Genomic DNA, 25442 nt, shown 5'->3' on the forward strand with positions numbered 1-25442 from the left:
ATAAGGCAAAGCCGTACAACTTTATTTTTAATTTTATAAAGCTGTATAAATCTGTTAAGATGTTGTGTACTTTAAGATATTAACTTACTTTTTATTACAATAGATTCTGAGGTTTGAAGTGAAGCGGTTTTGTGCATTTAGCCTTATCTGTGCATCAGTGCTGTCCCTGACTGTAGGCTCTAATGCCTGGTCACAAGAGCAGACAGAGGATAATACAGCTCTTGATGTACAGGAGTTTAAAGAAGGTGACAGTATCTATGTAACTGACGCCGTCAAAGTCTGGACCAGATCAGGCCCTAGCACCAATCACAGAGTAACAGGTGCCAGAATTCCTGGTGATGCCATGAGCTTTGTACGCTACAGCGCTGATAAAAAATATGCCGAGCTGACCTTCAACGGCGATACCTTCTGGATGAGCGTGGAAAATCTTCAGTCACAGCCATCTGGCTATACCAAGGATGCCATGTATAAAAAAGAGCTTGAGGATTTACGCTACAAGCTTGAAAACTATGATAATGAATTAAGCCGTGAACTTAAAAATGCCACCAAGAAGCTTGAAAAGCTGACTGCTGAAAATGCCGGCATGAAAGAGGCCATTGCCCAGAAAGATGAGACCATTGCCTCATTAGATGAAACCAGACGTGAGTATGCAGACAGGCTGCAGACCAAAGAGCTTGATATGCAGATGCGCTGGTGGACTCAAGGTGCCTTAATTGCTCTGTGCGGTGCTATAGCAGGTGCGCTCTTTATCTTTATTCCAAGACCTACCCGCGCCAAAAGACGTGACAGATTCTAAAATCCGTTTTATACAGTTTTAAAAAAGGCCTCATATGAGGCCTTTTGCTTAAATATTATAGAAGTTGAAAACTTGCACCGTCTGTAGCATGAGTTGCAAAAATTGTAGCCTTGCGGCCTGCAATCTTCTCATACTTCTCATCAATGGCCTTAGTTACTGCCTCAACCTTTGATGGCTCAACTACAGCAACAACGCTGCCGCCAAAGCCGCCGCCTGTCATTCTTACAGCAGCATCCTCACCAATAGCCTCACGTATAATCTCAACTAAGGCATCGATCTCCTTGATGGTAATCTCAAAGTCATCACGCATTGACACGTGTGAGGCATACATAAGCTTGGCAAGACGCTTCAAATCGCCTTTTGAGAAGGCATCTACAGCCTCAATCACTCTGTCATCCTCGGTAATGACGTGACGTGCTCTTCTGAAGGTTACATCATCAAGCTCAGCCTTTTTAGCCTCAAGCATTTCCATGGTGGCATCACGCAGAGCTTTGACGCCTAAAACCTGTGCAGCCTTTTCACACTGCTCGCGTCTTTCATTGTACTCACCGCCAACAAGAGCATGTTTTACATTTGAGTTTACAATCAAGACCTCAAGTGACTCCGGTACCGGTACCTGCTCAAGCTTTAAGGAGCGGCAGTCAATCTTTAAAGCGCAGTTTTTATGACCGCAGGCTGATATGGTCTGATCCATAATGCCACACTTGCAGCCGATAAAGGCCTCGGCAGCCTGACCTATAAGGGCAATATCCTGCAAGGCAATATTAAGGCCGTAGGCTTTTGACAGCAGATTGCCAAAACATACCTCAAGAGAGGCTGATGATGACAGACCTGCACCTAATGGCACATCACCGCAGATAACAATATCAAGACCGCCAAATTTATAGCCCTTTTCACAGATGAGCTTTACAACACCGCGCAGATAGTTGCTCCAGGTCTTGCTCTCATGCTTGTCCATATTGGCTGTGATTTCAAACTCATCACAGTCGCCGTTTATATCAAGGGCCAGAGCATTGATCTTGTTATCATCTCTTTTAGCAGCGGCAATGGCTGTACCAAACTTAATGGCACAAGGCAGTACAAAACCGTCATTATAGTCAGTATGCTCACCTATAAGATTGACACGACCTGGTGCATAAGAGAGCATTGTAGGATCTTTCTTAAAATGCTCTTTAAAGGCCTCTATAGCTTTGTGCTTTACATCAGTCATAACAATCTCCTAGTTTTTGCTGTAGTGAACTTCACTTACATTACGTAATCTGTCGGCAGCCTGCTCTGCTGTAAGGTCACGCTGCTTTTCTGCTAAAAGCTCAAATCCTGCCACAAACTTCTTGACAGTGGCTGAACGCAACAGAGGTGGATAGTAATGGGCATGCATCTGCCACTCCTCATGCTCCTCACCGTCAGCAGGTGCATTGTGCCAGCCCATTGAGTATGGGAATGAGCACTCAAACAGATTGTCATAACGTGTTGTAAGCTTCTTGATGGCAAGAGCCAGATCATCGCGCTGTGCGTCATTTAACTGCGATATAGCATTGACCCTGAACTTAGGCAGTATCATGGTCTCAAATGGCCAGAAAGCCCAGTATGGAACCAAAGCCACAAAGTATTCAGTCTCACAGACTATACGCTCGCCCTTTTCAAGCTCCTGCTGTACATAGTCTAAAAGCAGTGGGCTGTTGTGTCTTGCATAGTATTCTTTTTGGGCCTTGAGCTCTTTTGAAATTTCCTCAGGCAGGAAGGAGCAGGCCCAAATCTGTCCATGTGGATGAGGATTGGAGCAGCCCATAATAGCACCTTTGTTCTCAAAGAGCTGTACATATTTATAGGTCTTTGACAGCTCCTCAAGCTCTGAGGCCCACAGATCTACAACTGATCTGATCTCGCCCTGCTCCATAACAGGCAGAGTCTTTGAGTGATCGGCACTAAAGCAGATAACCTTGGCTGTACCGCGGGCTGGCTCAAGTTTAAACAGATCATTGCCCTCAGGACCATCTAATGGAGTATCTGGGGTCAATGCGGCAAAGTCGTTGGTAAAGACGAAATTGCTCTCATAGTCAGGGTTTACATCACCATTGACACGGGTATTGGTAGGACACAGATAGCACTTTGGATCATAGCTTGGCTTCTCCTCAACGGCTGCCTTTTCAGTCTGACCCTGCCATGGTCTTTTAGCTCTGTGTGGGGAGACTAAAATCCACTCGCCTGTCAGGGCATTGTATCTGCGGTGTGGGTGATCTAAAACGTCAAACTTGCTCATAGTATCTTAATCCTCGTAACCATTAGGGTTATTCTTCTGCCAGTTGTATGAATCTGCAGTCATGTCATCAAGGGTGAGCTCAGCCTTCCAGCCTAACTCCTCAAAAGCCTTCTTAGGATCGGCATAGCACTGTACCACGTCACCCTCACGGCGTGGGGCAAACTTGTGTGGCAGCTCGCGGCCTATGGCCTTGGAGAAGGCATTTACCATATCAAGTACGCTATAGCCAATACCTGTGCCTAAGTTGTAGATATGTACGCCTGCTTTATCAAGGCAGGTATTTAAAGCTGCAACGTGGCCTTTGGCCAGATCAACTACGTGAATGTAATCGCGGATGCAGGTGCCGTCCTTAGTTGGATAGTCATTGCCAAAAATATTTAAAATCGGCAGTTTGCCTACTGCAACCTGAGTCAGATATGGCATCAGGTTATTAGGAATACCCTTAGGATCCTCACCTATAAGTCCTGACTTGTGGGCACCTACAGGATTGAAGTAGCGCAGCAGTACAATTGACAGACTCTCATCTGATACAAATAACTCCTGAGCCATGTACTCAACATCTACCTTGGTCTGACCATATGGGCAGTTGGCTCTCTTGACAGGAGACTGCTCTGTAATTGGCACAACATCAGGCTCGCCGTAAACTGTAGCTGATGATGAGAAAATAAAGTTTTTGCAGCCATATTCTTTCATGACTGACAGCAGTACACGTGAGCCGTTGACATTGTTGTCATAGTACTCAAGAGGCTTTTTAACTGATTCGCCTACTGCCTTTAAACCTGCAAAATGAATGACACCATCTATTTTATATGTCTCAAAAACCTGGCGCAGCTGATCTGCAACTCTGATATCGCCGCAGACAAATGGAATATTGCGTCCGCAGATTTTATTAATGCGGGCAAGTGCTGCAGGCTTTGAATTACAGAAGTTATCAAAAATAATAGGATCATAACCGGCATTGACAAGCTCGATTACTGTATGACTGCCTATATAACCTGCACCGCCAGTGACTAAAATAGTGGCCATAGAACAAACCCTCGAAGATAGGATAAAATACATAATGTAAACGTTTACATTATAATCTTATTATCACTTTTTTCAATGTGCACAAACTCACACTTTAAAACTTTTTTACATTTTACTGATCTGTATGGAAATAAATTTTTATTTGTTTAAAGGATCAATTATAAATGTGTGGTATTCAGATACTGTCAAAGCTCAAATACACTGTTTTTAAAGACATTTTATAAAAGCAGGCTGTGTCGCTATGTATCATAACAGCCTGTGGCAGGCAAAGAGTGTAAGGCACTGTAAGCCCTTTTTGATACAAGATTTGGGATGACAAGCTCAAGGGCATTTAACTGCGCACTCTTAATAGACACAAGGCCTGAGTAAAAAATAAGAGAGACCAGCTGCTCTGCCACATTATCACAGCCTTTTACATCAAGTTTTAGTGAATCTATGCTCTTTATAAAAGAGTGCTTATTAAAGACTGAGGCAATACCATCTGCTACCATACTATCTGCAGCACTGTCATCATTATGCTCAGTTACAAACTCAGATAAATATGAAGGAGTGATAGCTTTAATATCTGTATTGTAACTTAACAGGCCCTGCTGTATCCTTTGGAGAAAATCAATAAGCAGTGCCGGATTGTACAGCTCGTTTTTACAGTTAAGATCAAAGCAGTAGCCACCATAATGCGCGCGCATACTCTCAACTAGTTTTGAATATGTGCAATGGATTGCATTGTCATTGCCCAAAGCGTACTTATTTGTCAGTATGCTTTGTATGTAATCTTTAAAATAAAGATCAAGATCCTGCTGTGTAAAGCCTGTCAGGGCTGCATACTCACTTTTAAAGCTTATATCGTGCATATTGTTAAAAGAGGCAAAGACTGTGCTGTCAGTAAAACGCAAAGATCCTGTAATAAAGATAAATTTAAATTTGTCACTGTAGCTTTTTATAACTGCATAGAAATTGCCAAGACTTGCCGCATGACCTGCAAACAGATCTTTATTGCAAAGGGCCTGTGACAATGGCGCGTCATAATTGTCTATAAGTAAAACCACCTGTTTTTTTATACGGCTAAGCCCTGCATCAAGCACAGAGGCCAGTGACATATAGCTATCACAAAGATCAACGCCCTGCTCTTTAAAAAAGTCCTTAATCAGCTCTATATAAAAGGCTCTTTGACCTTTAATGTCAGATCCTGAGCCTTTAAATGCTGCAAAATCTATTAACAATACTGCATAGCTTTTATGTACTTGAAAGTTATGTGAAATGTTAAGGGCAGAGAAGTGCTCATGGCCTTTTACAAAAAGACATTGCATGGTGCTTAGCAAGGTAGTCTTGCCAAAACCTTTGGGGCGTATAAATAAGAATGGCCCTTTGTGCTGCACCAATGAACCTATTAGATCTGTTTTATCCACATAGATATAATTGTCATAGATCATATGCTCAAAGGAGCAGATATCAGCTGGCAGTCTTTTTTTACACACGTGCATTTTTATCCTGGTATATGCTCTTTAGTCTATAAACTCAGCAACCTCCGGCATAAGCACATTCTTAAACTCATCAACCAGAGCTTTTCTGAATTTAAATTTAGGTAATGGACTGTCAGTATGTGCACAGTAAGCATCATAGTCTGCCGCCTCTTTTAGTTTATTCTCATTGGCTATCTCGCCATTTCTAAAGTGCATAACCTCATATCTGACCGCATCAAGATCCATACCCCATTTTCTTGCAAACTTCTCAACTTCTTTATCAATAGCTATATTGCGCATTTTATGGATTGATACAGAGACGTCCTCGTCATCAAAGGCTGATAGATCAACAAGTGCCTTATCCAGGATCTCATATAAAATACCTGCAAGTTTAGGGTTGCTTACAGAGTACTCGCCTATAACCTTTCTGATCTCTGCAAGGTCGCTGTCACTGTGTCCTCCACTCTCGCCTTCTTTATTAGATAATGAGCGTACAAACTCACGTATGAGTTTGACAATATACTCATAATCTACTGTAACTTTATTAAAGGCAATAAGCTCGTAATCATCCAATATAGGATCATCTGTGCCATCTCCCCTACCAGAGCCTTCATCTCCATCAGGATTCTCAGGTGCCTCAGGGGCCTTTAACTCTTCTATAAGATTGCGATAATATCCTGCAAGCTCAATATATTCATCTTCACTAAATTCATAAGGCTTTAACACCTCAGGTGTAAATTTTGAAAAAGCCTTAAGATGTGAGTAGTTAAAATCAAGATCTCTAAAGAGCTTTATAAATATCTTTTTTTCTTTGTCAGATAAGGTAAGAGTCTCCTCTGGCATCTTTATAAGCTTCCTAATGGCGCTGATTGCCTTTTCAAAATTTTTTAATACCTGCTCCCAGGACTCAGACACTGACTCAGTATCTCCTCCGCATGAGTACAAGGTAAGAGCCTCATCAATTGCATCCTTAAAGTCAAGAGGCATCTGACAGGTTACTATCTGTCCAAACTTCTTATACTCATTATAAATTCTGTTGGTTCTGGAAAAGGCCTGAATAATATGCTGAGGTTTCATAGGTGGCCTATCAAGAAAAACAGTTGACAGACATGGAGCATCAAAGCCTGTCAGCAGTCTGTCCACCACTATAACCAGATCAAGCTGCTCTGAACGCTTGGCATACTTTTTCTTCTTTCTTGATAGTCTTTCATTGAGCTTTTCATTATAAGCTGCAATATTTTCAATGCTGTCATTTGTGCCAAACATAGCATTGTAATCATCAAGAGCCTCTTGCATAAGATCTTGATTAACCTGTGAGGCCTCATCATTTTCTGACAGTGAGTAAGTAATAGCAAATTTAGGAAAATCAGGCAGGGCTTTTAAAATATCCTCATCAATTTTAAGCTCATCCTCTCCATTTTTAACTTTCTTTAGAAGTTTATAGTATTCCTGTGCAATCCTGATTGAGCTTACAGTAAGCAGGCCCTCAAAGGTATTGCCACGGCCAAGATTCAATCCAAGCTTATGCTGTGATTTATTGAGAATGACATCAAGCACAGTACGCATGTGCTCCAAGCTTCCCTCAATTTCAAAATCAGTATTGGATTTTGGATTAACCCCAAGATTTTCAATCATAAAGCCAAGTACAGCTTTATCGTGTATGGCTTCCTTGATAGTGTATTTATGCAGACATGGCCCGTAGAGCTCATCTGTAGTCTGTGGCAGATCGCCTTTTATGGCATATGAGTTTTCCTGAAATATTGGTGTACCGGTAAAACCAAACCATAAAGAGTTATGAAAGAACTTTTTAATAACTCTCTGCATCTGTGGGGATACGGCTCTATGACACTCATCGACAACAAAAGCAAGACGCAGATTTTTAATCTTATTGTACTTAGAGCTGCCCTCCTCAAGCTTTTTATTAATCATGATTGTCAGTTTCTGCACAGTTGTAACAATCATGCGTCTGTTGTTATCTGACAGCTTTTTGATAAGGCTCTGTGTATGATTTGTATCCTCAACATCAATAGTGTCATTTTCAGCATATGATTTAAATGCTGTTGATGTCTGCTGATCAAGATCTTTTCTGTCAATTAAAAATATGGTCTTATCAATTGATGGGATATCCATCAAAAGATTTCTTGTAGCCTTGTATGAGGTTAAGGTCTTGCCTGAGCCTGTTGTATGCCATATATAACCTGACTGACCTAACTTAGAGGCTCTTCTCATAGCCTGAATGGCATGGATCTGATATGGTCTTAAAAGAAGAAGTCTCTTAGCCTCATAATCAAGCACTTTATATTTAGTTACTATTTCATGGGCCTCAGGTATTTTTAATACAGATTTGGCAAAATCAAGATAATTGCCTACAGGTTTGTTATCCTCATCCACCCAGCCACTTAAAAAATCTATTTTAAGCTCTGACTCATCAGCTGCAGAAAAGTATTTTGTATCCACAACATTGCTTACAACAAACATCTGCACATTTGAAAATAGGCCTGTAAATTTACCCTCTCTAATATACTTTTTAATCTGTCTAAAGCCTTCATGATAGGCATGAGACCTGCTTTTTAATTCGATATGGATTAAAGGCAGACCATTGATTAAAAGCGTTACGTCAAATCTGCGAGATCTTGAGTGGTCCCCACCATCTTCATTTTTAAAGGCCTGATACTGATTTATAACCTCATAGGTTGTGGTACCACCTGCAATATGTTCATTGTTTAGCACTAGTAGATGCAATGTTTCATTGCCTCTTTGTACATGAACCTGAACTCTGCCGTTTTCTCCTATAAGCCATTCAGCAGCATCATAGAATGAAGAATGAGAAACATCGTTTTTTATCTTGGCAAACTCCTGCTCAGATAAACAAGTATCTCCTAAAATATCCTTATTATTCTGCTCAAGAATATATTTAAAATTCTCCCAGAGCTTATCTTCATTGTTAAGATCGTCACGATAAGTCCACTGAGAGTCAGTTCTGCAGAGCTGGTCGATTAGTTTTTGTTCTATTTCTGATTCTAATTCAGCCATAATGACTACTCCTGAGGAAACATGTTCTGAAGCAAGTACTGTTTTACTTTTTTTAATTCTTCACATTTACGCTGATGAAGGGTAATTAGGTTGCTAAGGGTAGTTATAATGTTTGCCAATTTTTGTTGTTCTCTTAGGGAGCATATTGGAACCTCTAGTTTTGAATAATCTTTTAAGTTGTAGTTGGTTCTACCATCACCAGTGGATAGCTTTAATGCTATACTTTTATGCTTATGTGTGTTTAGAAATGAACAAATAAAATTAGAGTCAACTAGTTTATTGTTTGGTCTTGTTACAATAGTCGCAAATCCTATTGAATTTACTTCATTTTCTGAAATTACAGCAGATGTTCCAACATCTCCAGTATGCACTGTAATTATATCGCCTAGCTTATGGCGTCGTGATTTGTTCGTCTCTGCAAAAGAATTTTTTAAATAAATTGGGTTTTCTTTAAGTACAAATTGACCATCTTGAATATCTGAGTTTCTTATAAGAAGAGTCCCTTTATTTGCATAATTTTCGGTCATTGTTGTTACTAACCCTATGAATATTTTACCAATATCAGTGACCTTACGCTGTTCCCAAGCGTCAGTAAAACCGGTAAATCGTAACTCTGGTTTTTCATTTCCATTTTCTGGAAACATTTTTTGAAGAAGAAATTTTTTAAGCGTTTTTAGCTGCTCACACTTACGCTGATGAAGGGTAATAAGATTATCAATATTTTTAAAAAAGATTCCTATGTTTTTTTGTTCTTCAAAAAAAGTTGGTAGCATAAGTTTCATTTCATGCATTTGTTTTCTAGAAACTTCTATAAATGTCGAGCCAGCACCAACAGTTTCAGCGTATTTTTTTAACTCTAAGCTTCTTGAAAAAATGAAGTAAGAATCGAGAGAATTTTTGTGAGGAACAATTGACTGAAAACCTTGATTGGTACACCCTTCTTTCAATAATATTGCAGTTTTTCCTATTCCTGCTCTAGATGTAAATAACACTGTTCCTTTTGGAAGTATTTTTGCTGAACAATTTTTATATCCTATATCAGATATTTTTCTTTGACTTGATTCTAAATATGTCTGATCTGATATTTCAGTAGGAGAGTACCAATTGATATTTCCATTCCAGTATAGTTTATTATTAGTATTTGGAGTTCCCCCGCCCACAATATCCGCTACATCTCCTAACTTACGCAGTTCCCAAGCATCAGTAAAACCTTTAAATCTAATTTTTGGCACATTCTTCATAGTTAGACACCTGCAAAGATTTTACGTAAACTCTCTATAGCGCACTTAGCCTCAGGTGTACTGTCATCGAGATCGTCAATCATAGCCATAAGTTCATTTGTTGCTTCTTTAATAGCATAATCAGTTTCTGTAATGCTTGTAGTCAGTTCAACAATATCAATAGGATCTTCTTCTTCACTGTTATCAATGTATCTAGGTATATTCAGATTAAAGTCATTTGCCTCAATATCTTCAAATGAAGCTAGATAAGCCCTCTTATCAACATTAGTACGGTTTTTGTATAACTCTATAACCTGATTTATATGCTCATCATGCATCACATTCTGCTTCTTTTCCTTACTAAACAGATCTGATGCATCAATAAACAGAACATCTCTTCCTTCTCTGTGTTTCTTCAATACTATGATGCAGGTTGGAATTGATGTGTTAAAAAACATATTAGCCGGCAGACCAATGACAGCGTAAATGGCTCCCTTTTTAAGTAATATCTCTCTTATAGTCCCCTCTGCTGCTCCTCTGAATAAAACACCATGAGGAAGAACAATGGCCATTGTTCCTGTCTGCTTTAAATGATAGAAGCCATGCAGTAAAAAGGCATAGTCTGCTTTTGATTTAGGAGCAAGAGCGCCGCCATAATCCATAAAGCGCTCATCAGTCTTAAAGCCAGGATCAGCAGACCATTTTGATGAATATGGAGGATTCATTGTTACAAGATCAAACTCTGTCTCTTCATCTGTAGGCCAGTCAGCATCTAAAGTATCACCATTTCTTAAATGCTGATTTTCTGGAAGTACTGAATGCAGGAACATGTTCATTCTTGCCAGGTTGAAGGTTGATGTCATCAACTCCTGACCATAGTACTTAATAAAATCAGGGTGATTACTATAGTTTTTACAGCTTAGAAGTAAGGAGCCTGATCCCATACAAGGATCATAAACCTGCAGGCCTTTTTTATCTTCCTGGCCTAACATTGCAATTTTACATAAGATCTGAGCTGGACCATGAGGAGTATAAAACTCACCGGCCTTTTTACCTGTCTCAGATGCAAACTGTCCAATTAAATACTCATAGGCATTGCCAAGTACATCACCGCGTGTATTAATAAGATCGGCGTCGGCAAGAACCTTGATAAGCTCAGCTATAGTAGCAGATTGCTTGTGATCACTAGCTCCAAGTTTACTTGAATACAAGTCAACATCATCAAACAGATGGTTAAACAGTGAATCTGACTCTTGAATCTTATTAAATGCCCTTTTTAATACTTCTCTGGTAAAAGTATTCTCATTTACTGATCTTAAGATACTTGTAAAAGTAAGATCTGGCTCAAGAGTATAGTGGCACGAGTCTTTGAGCTCTGAGAGGAGATCGGCCGCATCACTGTCGTTATATGCCTGAACATACACCTCAAGAGCCTTTTCCATTGACTCTGGTTTGGAATTTTCTACAAAGTCATATACTTTACACAAATAACTGTCTGACAAATACTTAAAGAAAACCAGACCAAGAAGATAGTTCTTGTATTCGTTGGCATCCATTTTGCCACGAAGCACATCTGCGCATGACCACAGCACAGGTAAAAGGTTGGTAGAGTCAGACATAAAAATTCCTCAGGAAACACAAAAACAGGACAATCATACAATAAAATTATACACCATAGTTTGCGCAAAGTAGCAAAACAATTACCTTCTAAGATTAAACTTACCAATCATCTCGATTAGATGTAAATAGCAATTTTTTATTAGGTAATAAATTTTAATACTTATAAAAACTTCAAGTAATAAATATATGTTATCAAAGATTAGCTATTAAGTTTGGGAACAGCGTAATATTGGTGAGTTAGTAACAGAGAGTCATGAAAAAGGAAACAAAGGGCATAGAGCCCAAAAGCTCACTGTAAAATTATGGGGTAAAGGTGTTATTCCAAAATATGATTTGGGCAGTAACAGTACCCAGTACTATATTCGGCATCAAAATCAATTTATTTATAGCAAGTTAGACTTTTTAAATGGAGCTTTTGCAGTTATTCCAAGTGAGTTAGAAGGCTTTGAATCGACGCTGGATTTACCGGCATTTGATTGTCATAGTATTAATCCATTCTTTCTGTATCATTATGTGGCTAGACCAAATTTTTATATAAAACATGGGATGATTGCTGATGGCAGTAGAAAAGCAAAAAGGGTACAGCCAAAGTCTTTTTTTAAGATGCCGGTCTGTGTTCCTAACCTAGATGTGCAATTAAAAATATGTACACTCTTTAACTGTTTAGACAATCTTATTACCCTTCATCAGCGTATGTGAATTTTAATTATTTACTTTAAAACTTAAAGTTACATAAGTAATATTACTAATTTCAATTACACTTGGGAACAGCGTAGGTTAAACAACTACTTAGATGTATCTAATCAAAAAAATATCAATAACATATTTTTAAGGGAAGATGTTCTATCTGTATCAGGTGAGTTTGGAATTATTAACCAGATAAAATTTCACGGAAGATCTTTTGCTGGAGACTCTTTAGAAAAATATGGGGTGGTTAATAAAGGCGACGTTGTATATACAAAATCACCTTTAAAATCAAATCCATATGGAATAATTAGGGTTAATAAAGGTGATGCAGGAATAGTTTCTACTCTATACGCAGTTTATAGCGTTAAATCAAATACTTATGCAAGTTTTATACAAGAATACTTTCAACTAGACTCAAGGCTTAATAAATATCTTCACCCTCTAGTAAATAAGGGCGCAAAAAATGACATGAAAATTTCTAGTGCAAATGCCTTAAAAGGCCTTGTCATATTTCCATCTACTAGAGAGCAAGTTAAGATTTCTTACCTTTTAACTAAATTAGATAACCTTATTACCCTTCATCAGCGTATGTAAAAACTCAATTTTTACCCGTCGTTATATATATCAAGGCTTCATCATTTTTATCACTTACAACATGAGGGCAGTAATATGTTAGACAAGATAACCTGCAATACGCTATTTATAGATTACTACAGGCAATGGATCAAGGTTTATAAGGAGGGTGCCATTCGCAAAGTAACGCTCAACAAATACCATATGACACTACGCTGGCTTGAAAGGCTTATCCCTACTCTGTCACTTAAGGATTTAAGCCGCATCAACTATCAGCAGCTTTTAAATGACTATGCACAGGAGCATGAGCGTCAGACTACTATGGACTTTCATCATCAGCTAAAAGGTGCCATCTTGGATGCTGTGGATGAAGGACTGATTGATAGAGATCCGACACGCAAGGTCATCATCAAAGGCCGACAGCCTGGCAGTAAAAAGATCAAATATCTAAATCAGTTTGAACTGCACACTCTGCTCAAGTCATTGCACCTTGGCTCCAAAATTACCTGGGACTGGTTTATTCTGCTTGTTGCTAAAACAGGTATTCGCTTTTCAGAAGCTCTTGCCATAACCCCAAAGGACTTTGACTTTTCACATCAGACTCTGTCTATCAATAAAACCTGGAACTACAAAGACAAGGAAGGCGGCTTTATGCCAACTAAAAACAAATCATCTGTAAGAAAAATTCAAATTGACTGGCAGGTTGTGGTTCAATTCTCAGAGCTTTTAAAGGATAAAGATCCTGACAAGCCAATTTTCATCAAGGAGGGACAGCAGGTGTATAACACTACAGTCAATGATATTCTTAGTAGACACTGCAGTAAACTTAAAATACCTGAAATCTCCATTCACGGTCTTAGGCATACCCATGCCTCATTACTGCTCTTTGCAGGTGTCACAATTGCCAGTGTGGCAAGACGCCTTGGTCATGCCAGCATGAACACCACACAAAAAACCTATTTGCACATTATCCATGAACTTGAAAACCAGGACGTTGATCTTGTGATGCGATCCTTATCAAGTTTAAGTTAGTCGTCACAATTCCATGATGAGGCCTTTGCACTGTTCAAATTTGTGCGCAACAGTGCAAAAAATCAACAAAGTTTTCAATTTTTCAACTTTTGTCAATTGCTCAATCGTTTACTTTTTATTAAATTTTCTATATTTATCACATATTTGCAAAAGCTTATCATATAGAATGTAAACGTTACCACTAAATACAGGCACAAGGTTATATTTTTTTCATGGCAACTATTCGTGACGTAGCGCAAATAGCTAATGTCTCTGTCGCTACAGTTTCAAGAGTTTTAAACGGATCAAGCAAGGTCAGTGACAAGGCCCGTGAGGCCGTGCTCAAGGCCCAGAAGGAGCTTGATTTTGTTTTAAATGCCAATGCCCGTGCCCTTGCCCATCAGGACAGTGAAACCATAGGTGTTGTAGTCTCTGACCTGTCCGATCCCTACTTTGGTCTTATGGTTAAATACTGTGAAAATGCAGCAAGACAAAGTGGTAATTCTCTTATCGTAACTCAGGGTTTTCATGATGAGCAGCGTGAGATTATGGCTATAGATAATCTTATTTCACGCAACTGCCGAGGCATGATTGTCCACGCTTTGCGTATTGACGATGAGAAACTGTCCCACTATATGCAAAAAGTACCTACCATGATTTTAATCAACCGCACTTTAAAGGGTTTTGAAGAGCGCTGTTTAAATATCGACAACGTATCAGGCTACTATCTTGTAGGTCAGGAGCTTATTAAAAAGGGACATAAAAAAATAGCCTTTGTAGGTTCATCCCATACTATTGCCGACGCCGCCGAGCGCCTTGAGGGTCTTAAAAAAGCCCTTTTAGAGAACAATATAAAAATGGATGAATCACTTATTGTGCTGCGTGAGCCTTATCTTGAAGGTGGTTTTGATGCTGCCTCAGAGCTTATAGAAAAAATGCAGCAGGGCCATAAATTTACTGCTGTGGCCTGCTATAACGATTATCTTGCAGCCGGCACCATGGCCCGCCTTACCGAGGCTGGCTATAAAATACCTGAGGATATTTCAGTTGTAGGCTTTGATGATCTCTATCTTGCCCGCTGTACCAATCCGCCACTGACCACTGTGCACCATCCTGTGGATCAGATTGCCTGTCTTGCCATAGAGATGTCCATTGCTTTATTCAAGCAAAAACATATCAAAAAAAACCATTTTGACATCTCACTGGTGCAAAGAAAATCAGTAAGAGATCTTAGTGTTGCCAACTAGGCTGCACCTGCCTTTTATTTTTTACAAAACATGCTCTATCCTGTATACTTTAGGTTGCTAAGAACTTAAATTTACAGGCAAAATATGTCCGATAAAAAAAAGATACAACTTCATACGTCCTACGAAAAAAGAGCCAAAAGTCATAGAAATACCATATCAAGAAACGGCTGGGGCAAAGGTGCCACCAGTCAGGCTAAATTTGAGTTAAGAATGCTCCACCCTGTCTTCTGGGGTTCATGGGCTGCCATCATCACTTTATATCTGTGCGTAACCCTGCTGCCATACCGCGCCATTTTAGGTCTGGGCAGAACTGTTGGCCATCTGATGCAGCGCTTTATGAAATCACGTGCCTATGTGCTAGAGCGCAATATGGATCTGGCCTTTCCTGACATGGACAGGGCTAAAAAAGACAAACTTATACATGATATTTTTGAAAACTCAGGCATGGCTTTGTTTGAAACAGGCATAGCCTGGTTCTGGTCAGATAAAAGACTGTTAAAGCTTGCCCATATAGCTGAAAATGAGCAGAAAAAAGCCTGTCAGCTGGCTGCTGCCAATACCCGTACTTTAGTTTTTACCTGCCATTTTGTCACCCTTGAGATTATGGCAAGACTCTATGCCCTTTTAATAAAACCAGGTGTTGGTGTCTACAGAGCATCTGATCATCCTGTCTGGGAGTATATTCAGGTCAGAGGCCGTCTGCGCTCCAATCTTGCCTTAATTGACAGATCGGATCCGCGCTCTATGATCAAAGCTCTGATGCAGGGCCATCCTATATGGTATGCCCCTGATCAGGATTATGGTATCAAAGCCTCGGTCTTTGTACCTTTTTTTGGTGTGGATAAAGCAGCTACAGTAACAGGCACCCACGATCTGGCCAAGGTCAAAGGTGTTATAGTACAGCCTGCCTTTACCATACGCAAAGCTGATGGCTATCATCTTTATGTCAAAGATGCCCTTGAAAACTTTCCAGGTGAGGATGAGGTTTTTGATACAGCACGCTGCAATAAAATACTTGAGGACATCATATCAATGGCACCAGAGCAGTATCTGTGGATGCACCGCCGCTTCAAGACTGCCCCTGAAGGTGAGATGCCGCGTTATCCAGATATATCATAATTATGCTTTTTCTTATAAAAACCGCCCTGCGCTACAGCCTTAAAAGGCGCTCCAATACTTTTGCCTTCTTTGTTGCCATGATCTCAACCTTTGGTATTGCCATAGGTGTCATGGCCCTTATAGTTGTAAGCTCTGTCATGCAGGGTCTTGAGCTGCAACTTAAAAACAATGTACTTGGCTCTACAGCCCATCTTGTTATAAAGGCAGATGAAGCTGCAGCTGAGAAAATCTTTGCACAAAATGAAGAAATTTTAGGCTATGCTCCCTTTTTTGAAGGCAGAGCTCTGGTGCAGAGCAATTTTGGTATAGGCATAGTCACTTTGCAGGGTCAGGGCGAGATTGTCAAAAAGCGTGCTGATTTTGACTACTACTTTGATGATTATATAAATCCTATACTTAAGGAAAAAAGCTACAGGCTTGAGGTCAATGCTCTGTTTCTTGATGACTTTAACCTCACCCCAGATGGCAAGGTACGTCTTATATCTACACTCAATGCATCCTACGGTCCTTTAGGTCTGACCCCACGACAGAGAAATTTTACTATTGCCGATTACAATTATGACAGAGCGCTTAAGGGGCAGTATGTTCTAAAATCAAATCTTGCAGATGTAAGATCACTTTTTAGAATACCTGGCAATGAGCACTACTACAGGATGTTTTTAAAAGACCCTTTTACTATTCAAAGTGTGATTGAAAATATAGACAGCTCACTTATCTACTCTGACTGGCGCGACACTCAGGGAGAGTTTTTCAAGGCTGTGGGTATGGAGCGTATCTCCATGTCGCTTATGCTCTGTCTTATTATTGTAGTGGCCGCCTTTAATATACTCTCGGCCCTGACCATGATGGTAAGCTCACGCAAGGGCGATATTGCCATTTTAAAAACCATGGGTCTTGGCAGTTTTAAAATTATTCTGATCTTTATCTTCATGGGACTTACCTATGGTGTTTTAGGTGTGTCACTTGGCATTGCAGCAGGAGTGCCTCTTGCCTACAATGCCTCATTTATCACCTCAGTGCTTGGTATAAATGCCCTGTCCCATGCTGCCACTCTGCCTGTATTTATAAGTGCAGCACACATAGCCTTTATAGCACTGTCAACGTTGCTGCTGTGTGCCCTGTGCTCACTCTACCCTGCCTATAAGGCCGGCAAAGCAGATGCCATTACCAATCTTGCCCACAGCTAGGAGTTTTTATGATTATTTTAAAAGTCAGCGATCTTTATAAGACCTATAAAGAGGGCAAAATAGAAACACCGGTACTGCGCGGCGTCAATCTTGAAATTGAAGAGAAAAAGCTCTGTGCCATTACAGGTCCGTCAGGCTCAGGTAAAAGCACACTTTTACATATACTTGGCACGCTTGACAGTAAAAGCAGCGGTTCAATTTACTTTAAAGAGCAGAGCCTTGACTCTCTAAACTCAGCGCAAAAGGCCAGATTCCGCAACCGCCATCTTGGCTTTATCTATCAGTTCCATCATCTTTTAAATGATTTTAGTGCCCTTGAAAATATTATGCTGCCTCTTTTAATCTCAGGTATGAAAAAAGATGAGGCTTACAAGAAGGCCTGCAAGATGTTAGAGCTCGTAGCTCTGTCTGATAAAAAGGATAATCTGCCCTCAGAGCTCTCAGGCGGTCAGCGTCAGAGAGTGGCCATAGGCCGAGCCCTTATCAACAATCCTGATATTATTCTTGCAGACGAGCCTACTGGAAATCTTGATGAGAGCAATGCCCATAATATTTTCAATCTCTTTGAGTCCCTGGTGCGCGAGATGGGCACCACTGTCATCATGGTGACCCATGATATGTCACTTGCAAAGCGCTGTGATGTTATTTATAAAATGTCTGACGGTGTGGTAATAAGCTGATGTTAAGTCTAAAACTTGCCTTAAAATTCTATCTGTCAAAAAAGTACGGACCTTTAGCCCGCTTTATGTCCATTGCCTCTACCACAGGCATAGCTCTTGGTGTTGCCGCCCTTATCATAGGTCTTTCAGCTATGAACGGCTTTGAAAGAGAGCTGCACTCAAGAGTACTTTCAGTCATTCCCAATGCCACTTTAAATGCTCAGAATGATTATTTCAGATACAGTGACAATACACTTGAGATTTTAAGTAAAAGCAGCCATATTCAGGCACTCTCCACAGCTGTGGAGCTTGACTGTGTTGTAACTAACAATAAAGATTTTTATCCTGTAAAGCTCATGGGTGTAGATCCTAAGAGCGAAAGTAAGGTTGTCTCTATACAGAACTTTATGTCAGCTCCTTTATCTGAGCTTTACAGTGACAATGATGAGATTAAAGCCATCATTGGTGCCAATCTTGCCAAAAAACTTAAAGTCAATGTGGGAGATGAACTCAAAGCCTTTGGTGTAAAACCCGGCAGTGAGGCAAGCTCTGATCTGCTCTCACACTCAGTCAAATTTACCATCAAGGTTGCAGGTCTTTTAAAGATAGGCGGCGAGCTTGACAGCTCCCTTGTCTATATTGCTTATGACAAAGCCTTACACCTTGCCTCACTGCAGGGACCTAATGCCATACATATAAAAACAGATGATCTGCTAAAGGCCCGCAATATTGTGGTCAATGCAGCAAAAGGTTTGACTGAAGGGGCATCACTTAGCACCTGGATTACCTCTCAGGGCAAGCTCTACAATGATATTATGATGATAAGGCAGATAATGTATCTGGCTATGATTCTGGTAATGGCTGTGGCCTGTTTTAATATTATCTCCAATCTTATTATGACAGTGACAGAGAAAAAAAGAGAGATAGCCATTTTACTGACAATGGGTCTAAAGCGCAGTCAGATTATAAAAAGCTTTTGTCTTTTAGGCCTTATCTCAGGCTCTATTGGAACAGCTATAGGAGCTTTTATAGGTATTGCCTTTTCTGTACTGCTGACACCTTTTACAGAATATTTAAAAAACAGCTTTGGTATAGTGCTTTTAAATGAGGATCTTTATTTTATAAGCTTTATACCATCACAGTTAAAGCTCTCTGACATAATGATTATTGTGACAACAGCCATGTCTTTATCTGTTGCAGCTTCTTTATATCCAGCCCTTAAGGCCTCACGCACCAATGTTGTAGACGGTCTTAACTACTGACATTAGATATGCACAAACAAAATCTGCATATTCTCTGTAACAGCCTGAGCTTTAGCTGTAGTCTTATCAGGCTGTATGTACAGTAAATTAAGGCAGGATCTTTTAGAAAGGACCATCTGCAACAGCTTCTTTACCTGTCAAAAGACTGATAAAATGTATGCCATCATACAAAGAGTATTGCAGATGCAACTGCAAAGAGCATTTCAATGAAAATTAAAAAGCCTTTAATTATTATAATATCTCTCTTTTTACTTTACTCTATAAACACCTATGCTCAAGATATCAAGGCTAACAACGCCTTTAAAATCTATAGTCTTGATCTATCTCTTAGTGTCAATGACGATCATCTTGCAGTGCCCTGCGCCTTAAGTAAACTTATACAAGATGGCTGGTCAATAAGCGATAAACAGCCTTATTTTTTTACCTTTTTTTCTCAGAGTGATTATTATGCCGCAAGGGCCAATCTGTCATTAACTAAAGATGGCAGGGGCATTTTAGATGGCGGCAGCATTATAAGGCTTTTGCAAAAAGATGGCGTATTTATTGAGGTTAGAATTTCAAATCACAGCAGCGGTGACAGACCTTATATTAAAATTGAAGATGGAGTTGTCACGTCCATTACAGCCATTTATGATAAAAACTGCTCAAGCATAAAATTAAACAATAAAGAGTTAAGATCCCTTACTCAACAGACATTATTTAAAGATTACACAAGAGATAACAACTACGAGCATATACCTACAAATTATAAAGACCACCCTGAATTTGGAATATCTTTAGAGCATACAATTGAGCAGCTTTTAGATAATCATAAGCTTAGCATATCAGTCTATTTTAATTTGGAAAATAAGCCATTTATGATAGAGATAGTAAATAAAAGACCTCTTTAGATTACACATAACTGAGCTCTAGAGTCCCTGCCATGAAATAGCCGCTCTTTTAACTTAAACCTATAAACGAGTTAAAGGCTTTTCAGGATTGCATGTATAAAGTTTTTTGGATCAGTTATAAAAAGATATAGGATTTTACAACTGTATCTGACTTGACTGGGAATCATAGTCTAACCTGCAAAAGTGCTCTATCATAGACAGACTAAGTGTCTTTCCAAAACGGCGCGGTCTTAGAAAAAGCATAATATCATCGCCTTGATCCAAACTTTCAGGGTCAAAATCTAAAATGGCTTTTAAATATCTGCTTTTATCTACATATACAGCCTTAGACTCAATAATTGTTTTAAAATCAGAAACAGATGTCAGATATTTTTGTTTCATCTAGGCCCTACCTTGCTTTTTACCCTGCTTTATATTTGGATTGTGCATATTTAAGATCCAGGCGCTAATTTTAATTCTACAAAGCTATAAAAGATAAAAATATTATGGCGTGCGTAGATTATAGCATTGCACAGCACTTACTTGAGCCTCAGAGCATGTATCGTCAGGCTGGGTTAATTTATATCCTATCCTGTCTATTTTTATCACAAGGCTGATTTTTCCTATATAGTGTTATACACTCATGCTATTGATAGGCTTAATAGTTAATATAAGGAGTTTTTATGACAACTGCACTGGTCTGTTATGCAGATGGTTCTGAGGATATTGAAGTTACTGCCATTACCGATATTCTAAATCGTGGCGGCGTCAAGGTTGTAAAGGCTGCAGTGGCAGAGAGCGGACGTACTACAGTGACACTGGCTCATGGCAGTGTTATAACTACAGATAAAAATATTGCAGACTGTACTGACAATTATGATCTTATTGCAATTCCTGGCGGTCTTGCCGGATCTGAGGCCTGCCGTGACTGTGAGATTTTAATCAATAAATTAAAGTCACAGAAAAATGCAGGACGCTATATAGGTGCAATCTGCGCCGCTCCAGGCTTTGTGCTCTCAACCCATGGGCTTATTGGCAATGCCAGAGCCACAGGCTATCCTGGCTGCAAAACAGATACCATTATCAATTACTGCACAGATGGTGTGGTGACAGACAGTGATGCAAGACTGGTGACTGGACAGGGTCCTGCCTATGCTCTTGATTTTGCCCTCGCTCTGCTTGAGGCACTTGAGGGCAAAGATGTAGCTGACAGAGTGGCAGCCGGCATGCTGCACAGCTGCGCTGCAAAATAAAGTTAGAGACTCTTTGGTCTGTAGACTTTGACATTATGGTAGCCCATCTGTTTGAGCTGGGCTGCCTGCATGCGACTCATAATGCCCTGATCACAATAGAGTGCATAGGTTTTAAGTCTGTCAAGACTTTCAAACTCACGGGCAATCTTATAAAAAGGAATAGTCAGTACCTCAGATCCTTCAACTGCAAGCGGTGTCTTTAGCGCATCATCAGGTGCTCTTACATCAATCACCACCTCATTTGAGGCTATGGTATCTGTAAATTCAAGCTCTGTCTCAAGCTTTTGTGTATCACCAGGAATATCTTTAATATCCATGACGCGGCAGCTCTCTACAGCCTGCTCTACAAGATTGTCATCCATTAAAGCCTCCTGCTCAAGCACAAAAGACTCCTTAGGGCAGACATTAGGATGATCTGATATCACACCGCAGTACTCGGGCATGGATTTGGCAAAATCAGCTGTACCAATAAACTCTGCCTCATCAATAATATCCTGCTTGTCTGACATAGACAGAGGACGCAGCACCAGCATAGAGCTTACTCTGTCAATATGGGAGAGATTGGTTAAAGTCTGTGATGAAACCTGACCTAAGCTTTCACCTGTAACTAAAGCCTCACACTCAAGCTTTGAGGCAATAAGCGAGGCTACACGCACCATCATGCGTTTTAAAATAACACCTCTTACACCATGATGGGTGCGCTCTAAAATCTGACCTACAATAGGCTCAAAAGGAACAGTTACAAATTTAACTCTGTGGGATGAGGCAAAGCGATCCCAGATAAAATAACTCTCCTGCTTGACGCCAAGTTCATGGGCTGTACCACCCATGTTATAGAACAGATAATGAACCTTAAGGCCGCGGCGTATGGCCTGATAGGTGGCAACGCCACTGTCAAAACCACCTGAGATTAAAGACATGGCAGAGCCAAGAGAGCCTACAGGATAACCGCCAAGACCTGTGTGTCTGTCAGTTATCAGATAGCATCTGTCCTGATCTATTTCAATATTGATAGTAGTCTCAGGGCTGTTAAGACTTACACCATTGTTGGCATAACCCTGCTTGAACATACCACCTATCATGCGCTCAGCCTGCTGTGAGGTAAACTCATGATTGCCTCTGCGCTTGACGCGTACAGCAAAACTTCTGCCCTCAAGAGAAGGTCCGTATAAAGGGCCTGCCTTTGCAAAAATATCCTCAAAGGTCTTAAATTCAAATTCACTTATTTCCATAAAGGAGTGAATACCAGGAATTCTGCCAAAATCTCTTATGACCATGTCACGCATAGACATGTCAGAGGCCTCGCCTATACGCACTAAAAGTTTGTCCCACTGTGCAGTGACATGACACTCATAGTGATGGTGACGGCCTACATTGATAATATTGTTCTGCAAAAGCTTGATAAGACGGTTGCGAACAGGACGGCTTTTGATAGATATTTCAGGAAAAAGTCTTACTATTAGTTTCATAGATCTTTAAAAATGACAAATCCCCTGCCTTGTGACAGAGGATTTAAAATTAAAAATTAAACAATAAATCAGTGCTGATGTCTGCCACAGCCGCAGCCATGATGACCTTCATGCTGACCGTGTCCGCCGCAGCTCTCATGATCCTCACCGTGGTGATGGCCGTGACCGCCACAGCACTCGTGATCATCACCGTGGTGGTGGCCGTGTCCGCCACAGCACTCATGATCCTCACCGTGGTGATGGCCATGTCCGCCGCAGCACTCATGATCCTCACCGTGGTGGTGGCCGTGTCCGCCGCAACCGCAGCCACCGCCGCAGCATCCTCCACCCTGATTCTCAGATGGGCATACGCCATTTGGATGGGCGTGACCGTGGGCAATCTCCTCCTGAGTGGCAGCTCTTACATCCTCAATAGTTACGAGGAAGGTAATTGTCTTGCCGGCTAAAGGATGATTACTGTCAAGGTCAACAGTGGTCTCATTGATCTTCTTGATAACAACAGGTATCAGTCTGCCAGATGAGTCTTCAGCTTCAAATACATCACCCTCTTCAATAGGGTAATCACCAAACATATCGATGGAAACTGTCTGACGTAAGGACTCGTCATAAACGCCATAGGCATCTGCAGGATTTAAAGTTACGGAGAATTCCTCACCGCGCTGATGTCCATCAATGGCCTTTTCAAGACCTGGCACGAGATAGCCGTGGCCGACCAGAGCAATAATTGGCTTGCCGGCCTGGGTGCGACCTACAACCTGATTTGTCTCGTCTGTTGCAACAAAACTTACAGCCACAACTGTATTACGTGAAATTTTCATAGATAATTCCCTAGTTTATCGAAGTAATATCCTTTTGCTTTGATGAGCTCTGTGCGGTCTTGACCTCTACAGGTATCCTGCCAGATGGTGCCGCCTGCCCCTCAATATAATCTGTCGCTCTGTAAATTGTGCTAAGATTTTTCTTAACAAAATCCTTGGGCGTGCATTTATCAGTAGCTCTGTTCATTTTATCAAGAGCTTTAAACTCGCCAAGCGAATTGATAGAAAATTGCACACACTCGTCCTTTTGTATATCTTTTTTTGCTTTAAGTTCAATAGAAAAACCATCATCGGCTGTGGTGACTTTGGCGTCGTAGAACTTTAAAACTTCCTCGGAAAACTTGAAAGAACAGCCTTCAAAGCCTGCATTTATATTGCCGCATGAATTTAAAAAATCAAAACCGCTCTTTAATTCCACCAGAGCATCTTTGCGTATTTTTTGCAGTTTTTTTAGCTCCTTTTTCTCATCACTTTCAATAAATGAGCCTAAAACCGAGGTTTTAGAAGAAGATACTTCCTGTGCGACATCTGCACTTTCACTGCCATGAGTGCTATTTTTTACAAAAGGATAGGATAGCAGACAGCAGGCTGTTACTGTAAGACATACTAGTCTGAAGACGGAGAGCGATCCGTCTGCATTGTACAGCGGGTGAAAAAGCATATGTCTAATCCCTGTAATTCTCTTTGAGGCTGTTTATCTTCTCTCTGTTTACAAAAGGCATTGCATACATAGACAGGACACGCTTGCGTAAATTCTCAGGCATCTGACTGATGCGCTTTTCAAAGACATCCACACTCTGGGCATTTAAATTGTCTTTATGTCCTGCAGCGTACATGACAGATGGATACATGGCATAATTATTGTAGATAAAATTGTCAATAAGATATGCCAGCTGCTCTGGGGTCTCAACCTCATCTGTAATAGGAGAGCCTGCCACAATACGCACACGGCCCTTATAACCTCTGATACCGTTGACTATGCTATCAATATCCTCAAGCTCACCCTTTTTATAACTGCCGTTGCGCTCAAGCTCGTCAAGCTCACGGGCTTTGGCCAGATCGGATGGGTCATATTCATAGGATATGGACACAGGCACAATATTGAGTGTCTTCATGTAATCCTTAAAGGACATCTTTTTATCACGGCCGTACATATAAAACATCTTAAGTACAGCAAGCTCTGTCTTGTCATCGCCGTCCTTGGCTCTGCCCTCTCTCTGGGCAATCCATATAGAATGCCCCTCCTGAATTGACAGTCCTATATATGATGAAAGCTGTAAAATAGCTTTGAGCTTCTCACGCGGCGACATGGCCTTTCTTTTTACAATAAAGCTTTTGTTAAGACGCATAAGGGCAGTGGCAGCCGGAGTACGCAGCAGATTGTCACCAATTGCAATACGCACTGTCTGAAAGCCGCACTCGTGCAGACCGTAATCGACAAAGGCAGGATCAAGTGAAATATCTCTGTGATTGGAGATAAAAAGATAGCCTTTTTTATTATCTAATTTATCAAAGCCTACAAATTCTACACCATCTGTGGTAGTACTCATCATATGGCGCATATAGGTTGCAACCTTTGTCTGAAAATCAGCAATGGTGTTGATGGTAGAACAGTATTTTTTAAGTCTGGCCCTGATTAGCGGTTTTAAGATAAAAGATGCAAGTCGTGATAAAAGAGGATATCTGAATTTTATAATTCCGCTTATAAGCTCTTCATCATTGTAAATCTTTTCAAGTTCGCTTTTAACTTCACTGTCTCTGCATGGTCTTATATCATCAAATATTGAATCTTCAGAACTCAATGGCTTGGTTTCAGCGTTACGCTGCACTGACATAGATTAACCTCTTACAACCTCTTAAAACCTTTTTAAAC

The 25442-nt window shown here is 40.4% G+C and carries 22 protein-coding genes; 10 read left to right on the forward strand and 12 right to left on the reverse strand.

Annotated elements, in window-relative coordinates; translation table 11 throughout:
* The first annotated feature begins 118 nt into the window (after positions 1-118).
* Entirely contained in the window at positions 119-796 is a 678-nt protein-coding gene (locus tag DRZ93_RS09910; protein WP_172458182.1) for a TIGR04211 family SH3 domain-containing protein, read from the forward strand.
* A gap of 55 nt (positions 797-851) precedes the next feature.
* On the opposite strand, the gene galK is transcribed toward DRZ93_RS09910, so the two are convergent.
* From galK to DRZ93_RS09945, 7 genes are all read right to left on the reverse strand, one after another.
* A complete protein-coding gene (galK, locus tag DRZ93_RS09915) occupies positions 852-2006 on the reverse strand; it encodes a galactokinase (protein ID WP_113746489.1) in 1155 nt (384 codons plus the stop codon).
* 9 nt (positions 2007-2015) lie between these two features.
* On the reverse strand, positions 2016-3056 hold the full coding sequence (gene galT, locus DRZ93_RS09920; protein ID WP_113746490.1) for a galactose-1-phosphate uridylyltransferase: 1041 nt from the start codon (positions 3054-3056) through the stop codon (positions 2016-2018).
* Between the two features lie 6 nt (positions 3057-3062).
* The gene (gene galE, locus DRZ93_RS09925) at positions 3063-4082 is read right to left on the reverse strand and encodes a UDP-glucose 4-epimerase GalE (protein ID WP_113743793.1); all 1020 of its coding nucleotides are present in this window, start codon (positions 4080-4082) and stop codon (positions 3063-3065) included.
* A gap of 239 nt (positions 4083-4321) precedes the next feature.
* Positions 4322-5563, reverse strand: a complete 1242-nt coding sequence (locus DRZ93_RS09930) for an AAA family ATPase (RefSeq protein WP_113746491.1) — start codon at positions 5561-5563, stop codon at positions 4322-4324.
* Positions 5564-5584: 21 nt separating this feature from the next.
* Positions 5585-8575, reverse strand: a complete 2991-nt coding sequence (locus DRZ93_RS09935; protein ID WP_113746492.1) for a type I restriction endonuclease subunit R — start codon at positions 8573-8575, stop codon at positions 5585-5587.
* Between the two features lie 5 nt (positions 8576-8580).
* Positions 8581-9816 carry a restriction endonuclease subunit S gene (locus tag DRZ93_RS09940; RefSeq protein ID WP_113746493.1) on the reverse strand — a complete coding sequence of 412 codons (1236 nt, stop codon included), beginning with the start codon at positions 9814-9816 and terminating at the stop codon, positions 8581-8583.
* A 2-nt stretch (positions 9817-9818) separates the two neighbouring features.
* Entirely contained in the window at positions 9819-11414 is a 1596-nt protein-coding gene (locus DRZ93_RS09945) for a type I restriction-modification system subunit M (protein WP_113746494.1), read from the reverse strand.
* Between the two features lie 931 nt (positions 11415-12345).
* On the opposite strand from DRZ93_RS09945, the gene DRZ93_RS09955 reads away from it, so the two are divergent.
* The 8 genes from DRZ93_RS09955 to DRZ93_RS09990 all read left to right on the forward strand — a co-directional run bounded on the left by DRZ93_RS09955 (position 12346) and on the right by DRZ93_RS09990 (position 20050).
* Complete coding sequence (locus DRZ93_RS09955) at positions 12346-12696, forward strand: restriction endonuclease subunit S domain-containing protein (protein ID WP_113746496.1); 351 nt, start codon at positions 12346-12348, stop codon at positions 12694-12696.
* A 75-nt stretch (positions 12697-12771) separates the two neighbouring features.
* On the forward strand, positions 12772-13707 hold the full coding sequence (locus tag DRZ93_RS09960; RefSeq protein ID WP_113746497.1) for a site-specific integrase: 936 nt from the start codon (positions 12772-12774) through the stop codon (positions 13705-13707).
* 212 nt (positions 13708-13919) lie between these two features.
* Positions 13920-14933, forward strand: a complete 1014-nt coding sequence (locus DRZ93_RS09965; RefSeq protein WP_113746498.1) for a substrate-binding domain-containing protein — start codon at positions 13920-13922, stop codon at positions 14931-14933.
* 84 nt (positions 14934-15017) lie between these two features.
* On the forward strand, positions 15018-16052 hold the full coding sequence (gene lpxL, locus DRZ93_RS09970) for an LpxL/LpxP family Kdo(2)-lipid IV(A) lauroyl/palmitoleoyl acyltransferase (RefSeq protein WP_113746499.1): 1035 nt from the start codon (positions 15018-15020) through the stop codon (positions 16050-16052).
* Positions 16053-16054: 2 nt separating this feature from the next.
* Positions 16055-17239: an FtsX-like permease family protein gene (locus DRZ93_RS09975; RefSeq protein WP_113746500.1), complete on the forward strand. Its 1185-nt coding sequence runs from the start codon at positions 16055-16057 to the stop codon at positions 17237-17239.
* 8 nt (positions 17240-17247) lie between these two features.
* Positions 17248-17919 carry an ABC transporter ATP-binding protein gene (locus DRZ93_RS09980; protein WP_113743782.1) on the forward strand — a complete coding sequence of 224 codons (672 nt, stop codon included), beginning with the start codon at positions 17248-17250 and terminating at the stop codon, positions 17917-17919.
* On the forward strand, positions 17919-19160 hold the full coding sequence (locus DRZ93_RS09985) for an FtsX-like permease family protein (RefSeq protein WP_113746501.1): 1242 nt from the start codon (positions 17919-17921) through the stop codon (positions 19158-19160). Before DRZ93_RS09980 ends, DRZ93_RS09985 begins: the two co-directional genes overlap by 1 nt.
* Positions 19161-19366: 206 nt before the next feature.
* Complete coding sequence (locus DRZ93_RS09990; protein WP_113746502.1) at positions 19367-20050, forward strand: hypothetical protein; 684 nt, start codon at positions 19367-19369, stop codon at positions 20048-20050.
* Positions 20051-20185: 135 nt separating this feature from the next.
* On the opposite strand, the gene DRZ93_RS09995 is transcribed toward DRZ93_RS09990, so the two are convergent.
* A complete protein-coding gene (locus DRZ93_RS09995) occupies positions 20186-20431 on the reverse strand; it encodes an AAA family ATPase (RefSeq protein WP_113746503.1) in 246 nt (81 codons plus the stop codon).
* A gap of 281 nt (positions 20432-20712) precedes the next feature.
* On the opposite strand from DRZ93_RS09995, the gene DRZ93_RS10000 reads away from it, so the two are divergent.
* Complete coding sequence (locus tag DRZ93_RS10000; protein ID WP_113743778.1) at positions 20713-21282, forward strand: DJ-1 family glyoxalase III; 570 nt, start codon at positions 20713-20715, stop codon at positions 21280-21282.
* A 2-nt stretch (positions 21283-21284) separates the two neighbouring features.
* Here the strand turns inward: DRZ93_RS10000 and thiI are convergent, their stop codons facing one another.
* The 4 genes from thiI to DRZ93_RS10020 form a co-directional block, all read right to left on the reverse strand.
* Positions 21285-22751: a tRNA uracil 4-sulfurtransferase ThiI gene (thiI, locus tag DRZ93_RS10005; protein WP_113746504.1), complete on the reverse strand. Its 1467-nt coding sequence runs from the start codon at positions 22749-22751 to the stop codon at positions 21285-21287.
* A gap of 68 nt (positions 22752-22819) precedes the next feature.
* Positions 22820-23569 carry an FKBP-type peptidyl-prolyl cis-trans isomerase gene (locus DRZ93_RS10010; protein ID WP_113746505.1) on the reverse strand — a complete coding sequence of 250 codons (750 nt, stop codon included), beginning with the start codon at positions 23567-23569 and terminating at the stop codon, positions 22820-22822.
* A 10-nt stretch (positions 23570-23579) separates the two neighbouring features.
* Positions 23580-24230, reverse strand: a complete 651-nt coding sequence (locus DRZ93_RS10015) for a hypothetical protein (RefSeq protein WP_113746506.1) — start codon at positions 24228-24230, stop codon at positions 23580-23582.
* A 4-nt stretch (positions 24231-24234) separates the two neighbouring features.
* Positions 24235-25404 carry a 1-acyl-sn-glycerol-3-phosphate acyltransferase gene (locus tag DRZ93_RS10020; protein WP_113743774.1) on the reverse strand — a complete coding sequence of 390 codons (1170 nt, stop codon included), beginning with the start codon at positions 25402-25404 and terminating at the stop codon, positions 24235-24237.
* Between the last annotated feature and the right edge of the window lie 38 nt (positions 25405-25442).

This window comes from Anaerobiospirillum thomasii (assembly GCF_900445255.1).
GTDB lineage: Bacteria > Pseudomonadota > Gammaproteobacteria > Enterobacterales > Succinivibrionaceae > Anaerobiospirillum_A > Anaerobiospirillum_A thomasii.

What these genes read in the sequence shown, in the direction of transcription:
- galK (WP_113746489.1), bottom strand. Translation starts at nt 2,006, where the DNA reads ATGACTGATGTAAAGCACAAAGCTATAGAGGCCTTTAAAGAGCATTTT.
- galT (WP_113746490.1), bottom strand. Translation starts at nt 3,056, where the DNA reads ATGAGCAAGTTTGACGTTTTAGATCACCCACACCGCAGATACAATGCC.
- galE (WP_113743793.1), bottom strand. Translation starts at nt 4,082, where the DNA reads ATGGCCACTATTTTAGTCACTGGCGGTGCAGGTTATATAGGCAGTCAT.
- DRZ93_RS09930 (WP_113746491.1), bottom strand. Translation starts at nt 5,563, where the DNA reads ATGCACGTGTGTAAAAAAAGACTGCCAGCTGATATCTGCTCCTTTGAG.
- DRZ93_RS09935 (WP_113746492.1), bottom strand. Translation starts at nt 8,575, where the DNA reads ATGGCTGAATTAGAATCAGAAATAGAACAAAAACTAATCGACCAGCTC.
- DRZ93_RS09940 (WP_113746493.1), bottom strand. Translation starts at nt 9,816, where the DNA reads ATGAAGAATGTGCCAAAAATTAGATTTAAAGGTTTTACTGATGCTTGG.
- DRZ93_RS09945 (WP_113746494.1), bottom strand. Translation starts at nt 11,414, where the DNA reads ATGTCTGACTCTACCAACCTTTTACCTGTGCTGTGGTCATGCGCAGAT.
- DRZ93_RS09960 (WP_113746497.1), top strand. Translation starts at nt 12,772, where the DNA reads ATGTTAGACAAGATAACCTGCAATACGCTATTTATAGATTACTACAGG.
- DRZ93_RS09965 (WP_113746498.1), top strand. Translation starts at nt 13,920, where the DNA reads ATGGCAACTATTCGTGACGTAGCGCAAATAGCTAATGTCTCTGTCGCT.
- lpxL (WP_113746499.1), top strand. Translation starts at nt 15,018, where the DNA reads ATGTCCGATAAAAAAAAGATACAACTTCATACGTCCTACGAAAAAAGA.
- DRZ93_RS09975 (WP_113746500.1), top strand. Translation starts at nt 16,055, where the DNA reads ATGCTTTTTCTTATAAAAACCGCCCTGCGCTACAGCCTTAAAAGGCGC.
- DRZ93_RS09980 (WP_113743782.1), top strand. Translation starts at nt 17,248, where the DNA reads ATGATTATTTTAAAAGTCAGCGATCTTTATAAGACCTATAAAGAGGGC.
- DRZ93_RS09985 (WP_113746501.1), top strand. Translation starts at nt 17,919, where the DNA reads ATGTTAAGTCTAAAACTTGCCTTAAAATTCTATCTGTCAAAAAAGTAC.
- DRZ93_RS09990 (WP_113746502.1), top strand. Translation starts at nt 19,367, where the DNA reads ATGAAAATTAAAAAGCCTTTAATTATTATAATATCTCTCTTTTTACTT.
- DRZ93_RS09995 (WP_113746503.1), bottom strand. Translation starts at nt 20,431, where the DNA reads ATGAAACAAAAATATCTGACATCTGTTTCTGATTTTAAAACAATTATT.
- DRZ93_RS10000 (WP_113743778.1), top strand. Translation starts at nt 20,713, where the DNA reads ATGACAACTGCACTGGTCTGTTATGCAGATGGTTCTGAGGATATTGAA.
- thiI (WP_113746504.1), bottom strand. Translation starts at nt 22,751, where the DNA reads ATGAAACTAATAGTAAGACTTTTTCCTGAAATATCTATCAAAAGCCGT.
- DRZ93_RS10010 (WP_113746505.1), bottom strand. Translation starts at nt 23,569, where the DNA reads ATGAAAATTTCACGTAATACAGTTGTGGCTGTAAGTTTTGTTGCAACA.
- DRZ93_RS10015 (WP_113746506.1), bottom strand. Translation starts at nt 24,230, where the DNA reads ATGCTTTTTCACCCGCTGTACAATGCAGACGGATCGCTCTCCGTCTTC.
- DRZ93_RS10020 (WP_113743774.1), bottom strand. Translation starts at nt 25,404, where the DNA reads ATGTCAGTGCAGCGTAACGCTGAAACCAAGCCATTGAGTTCTGAAGAT.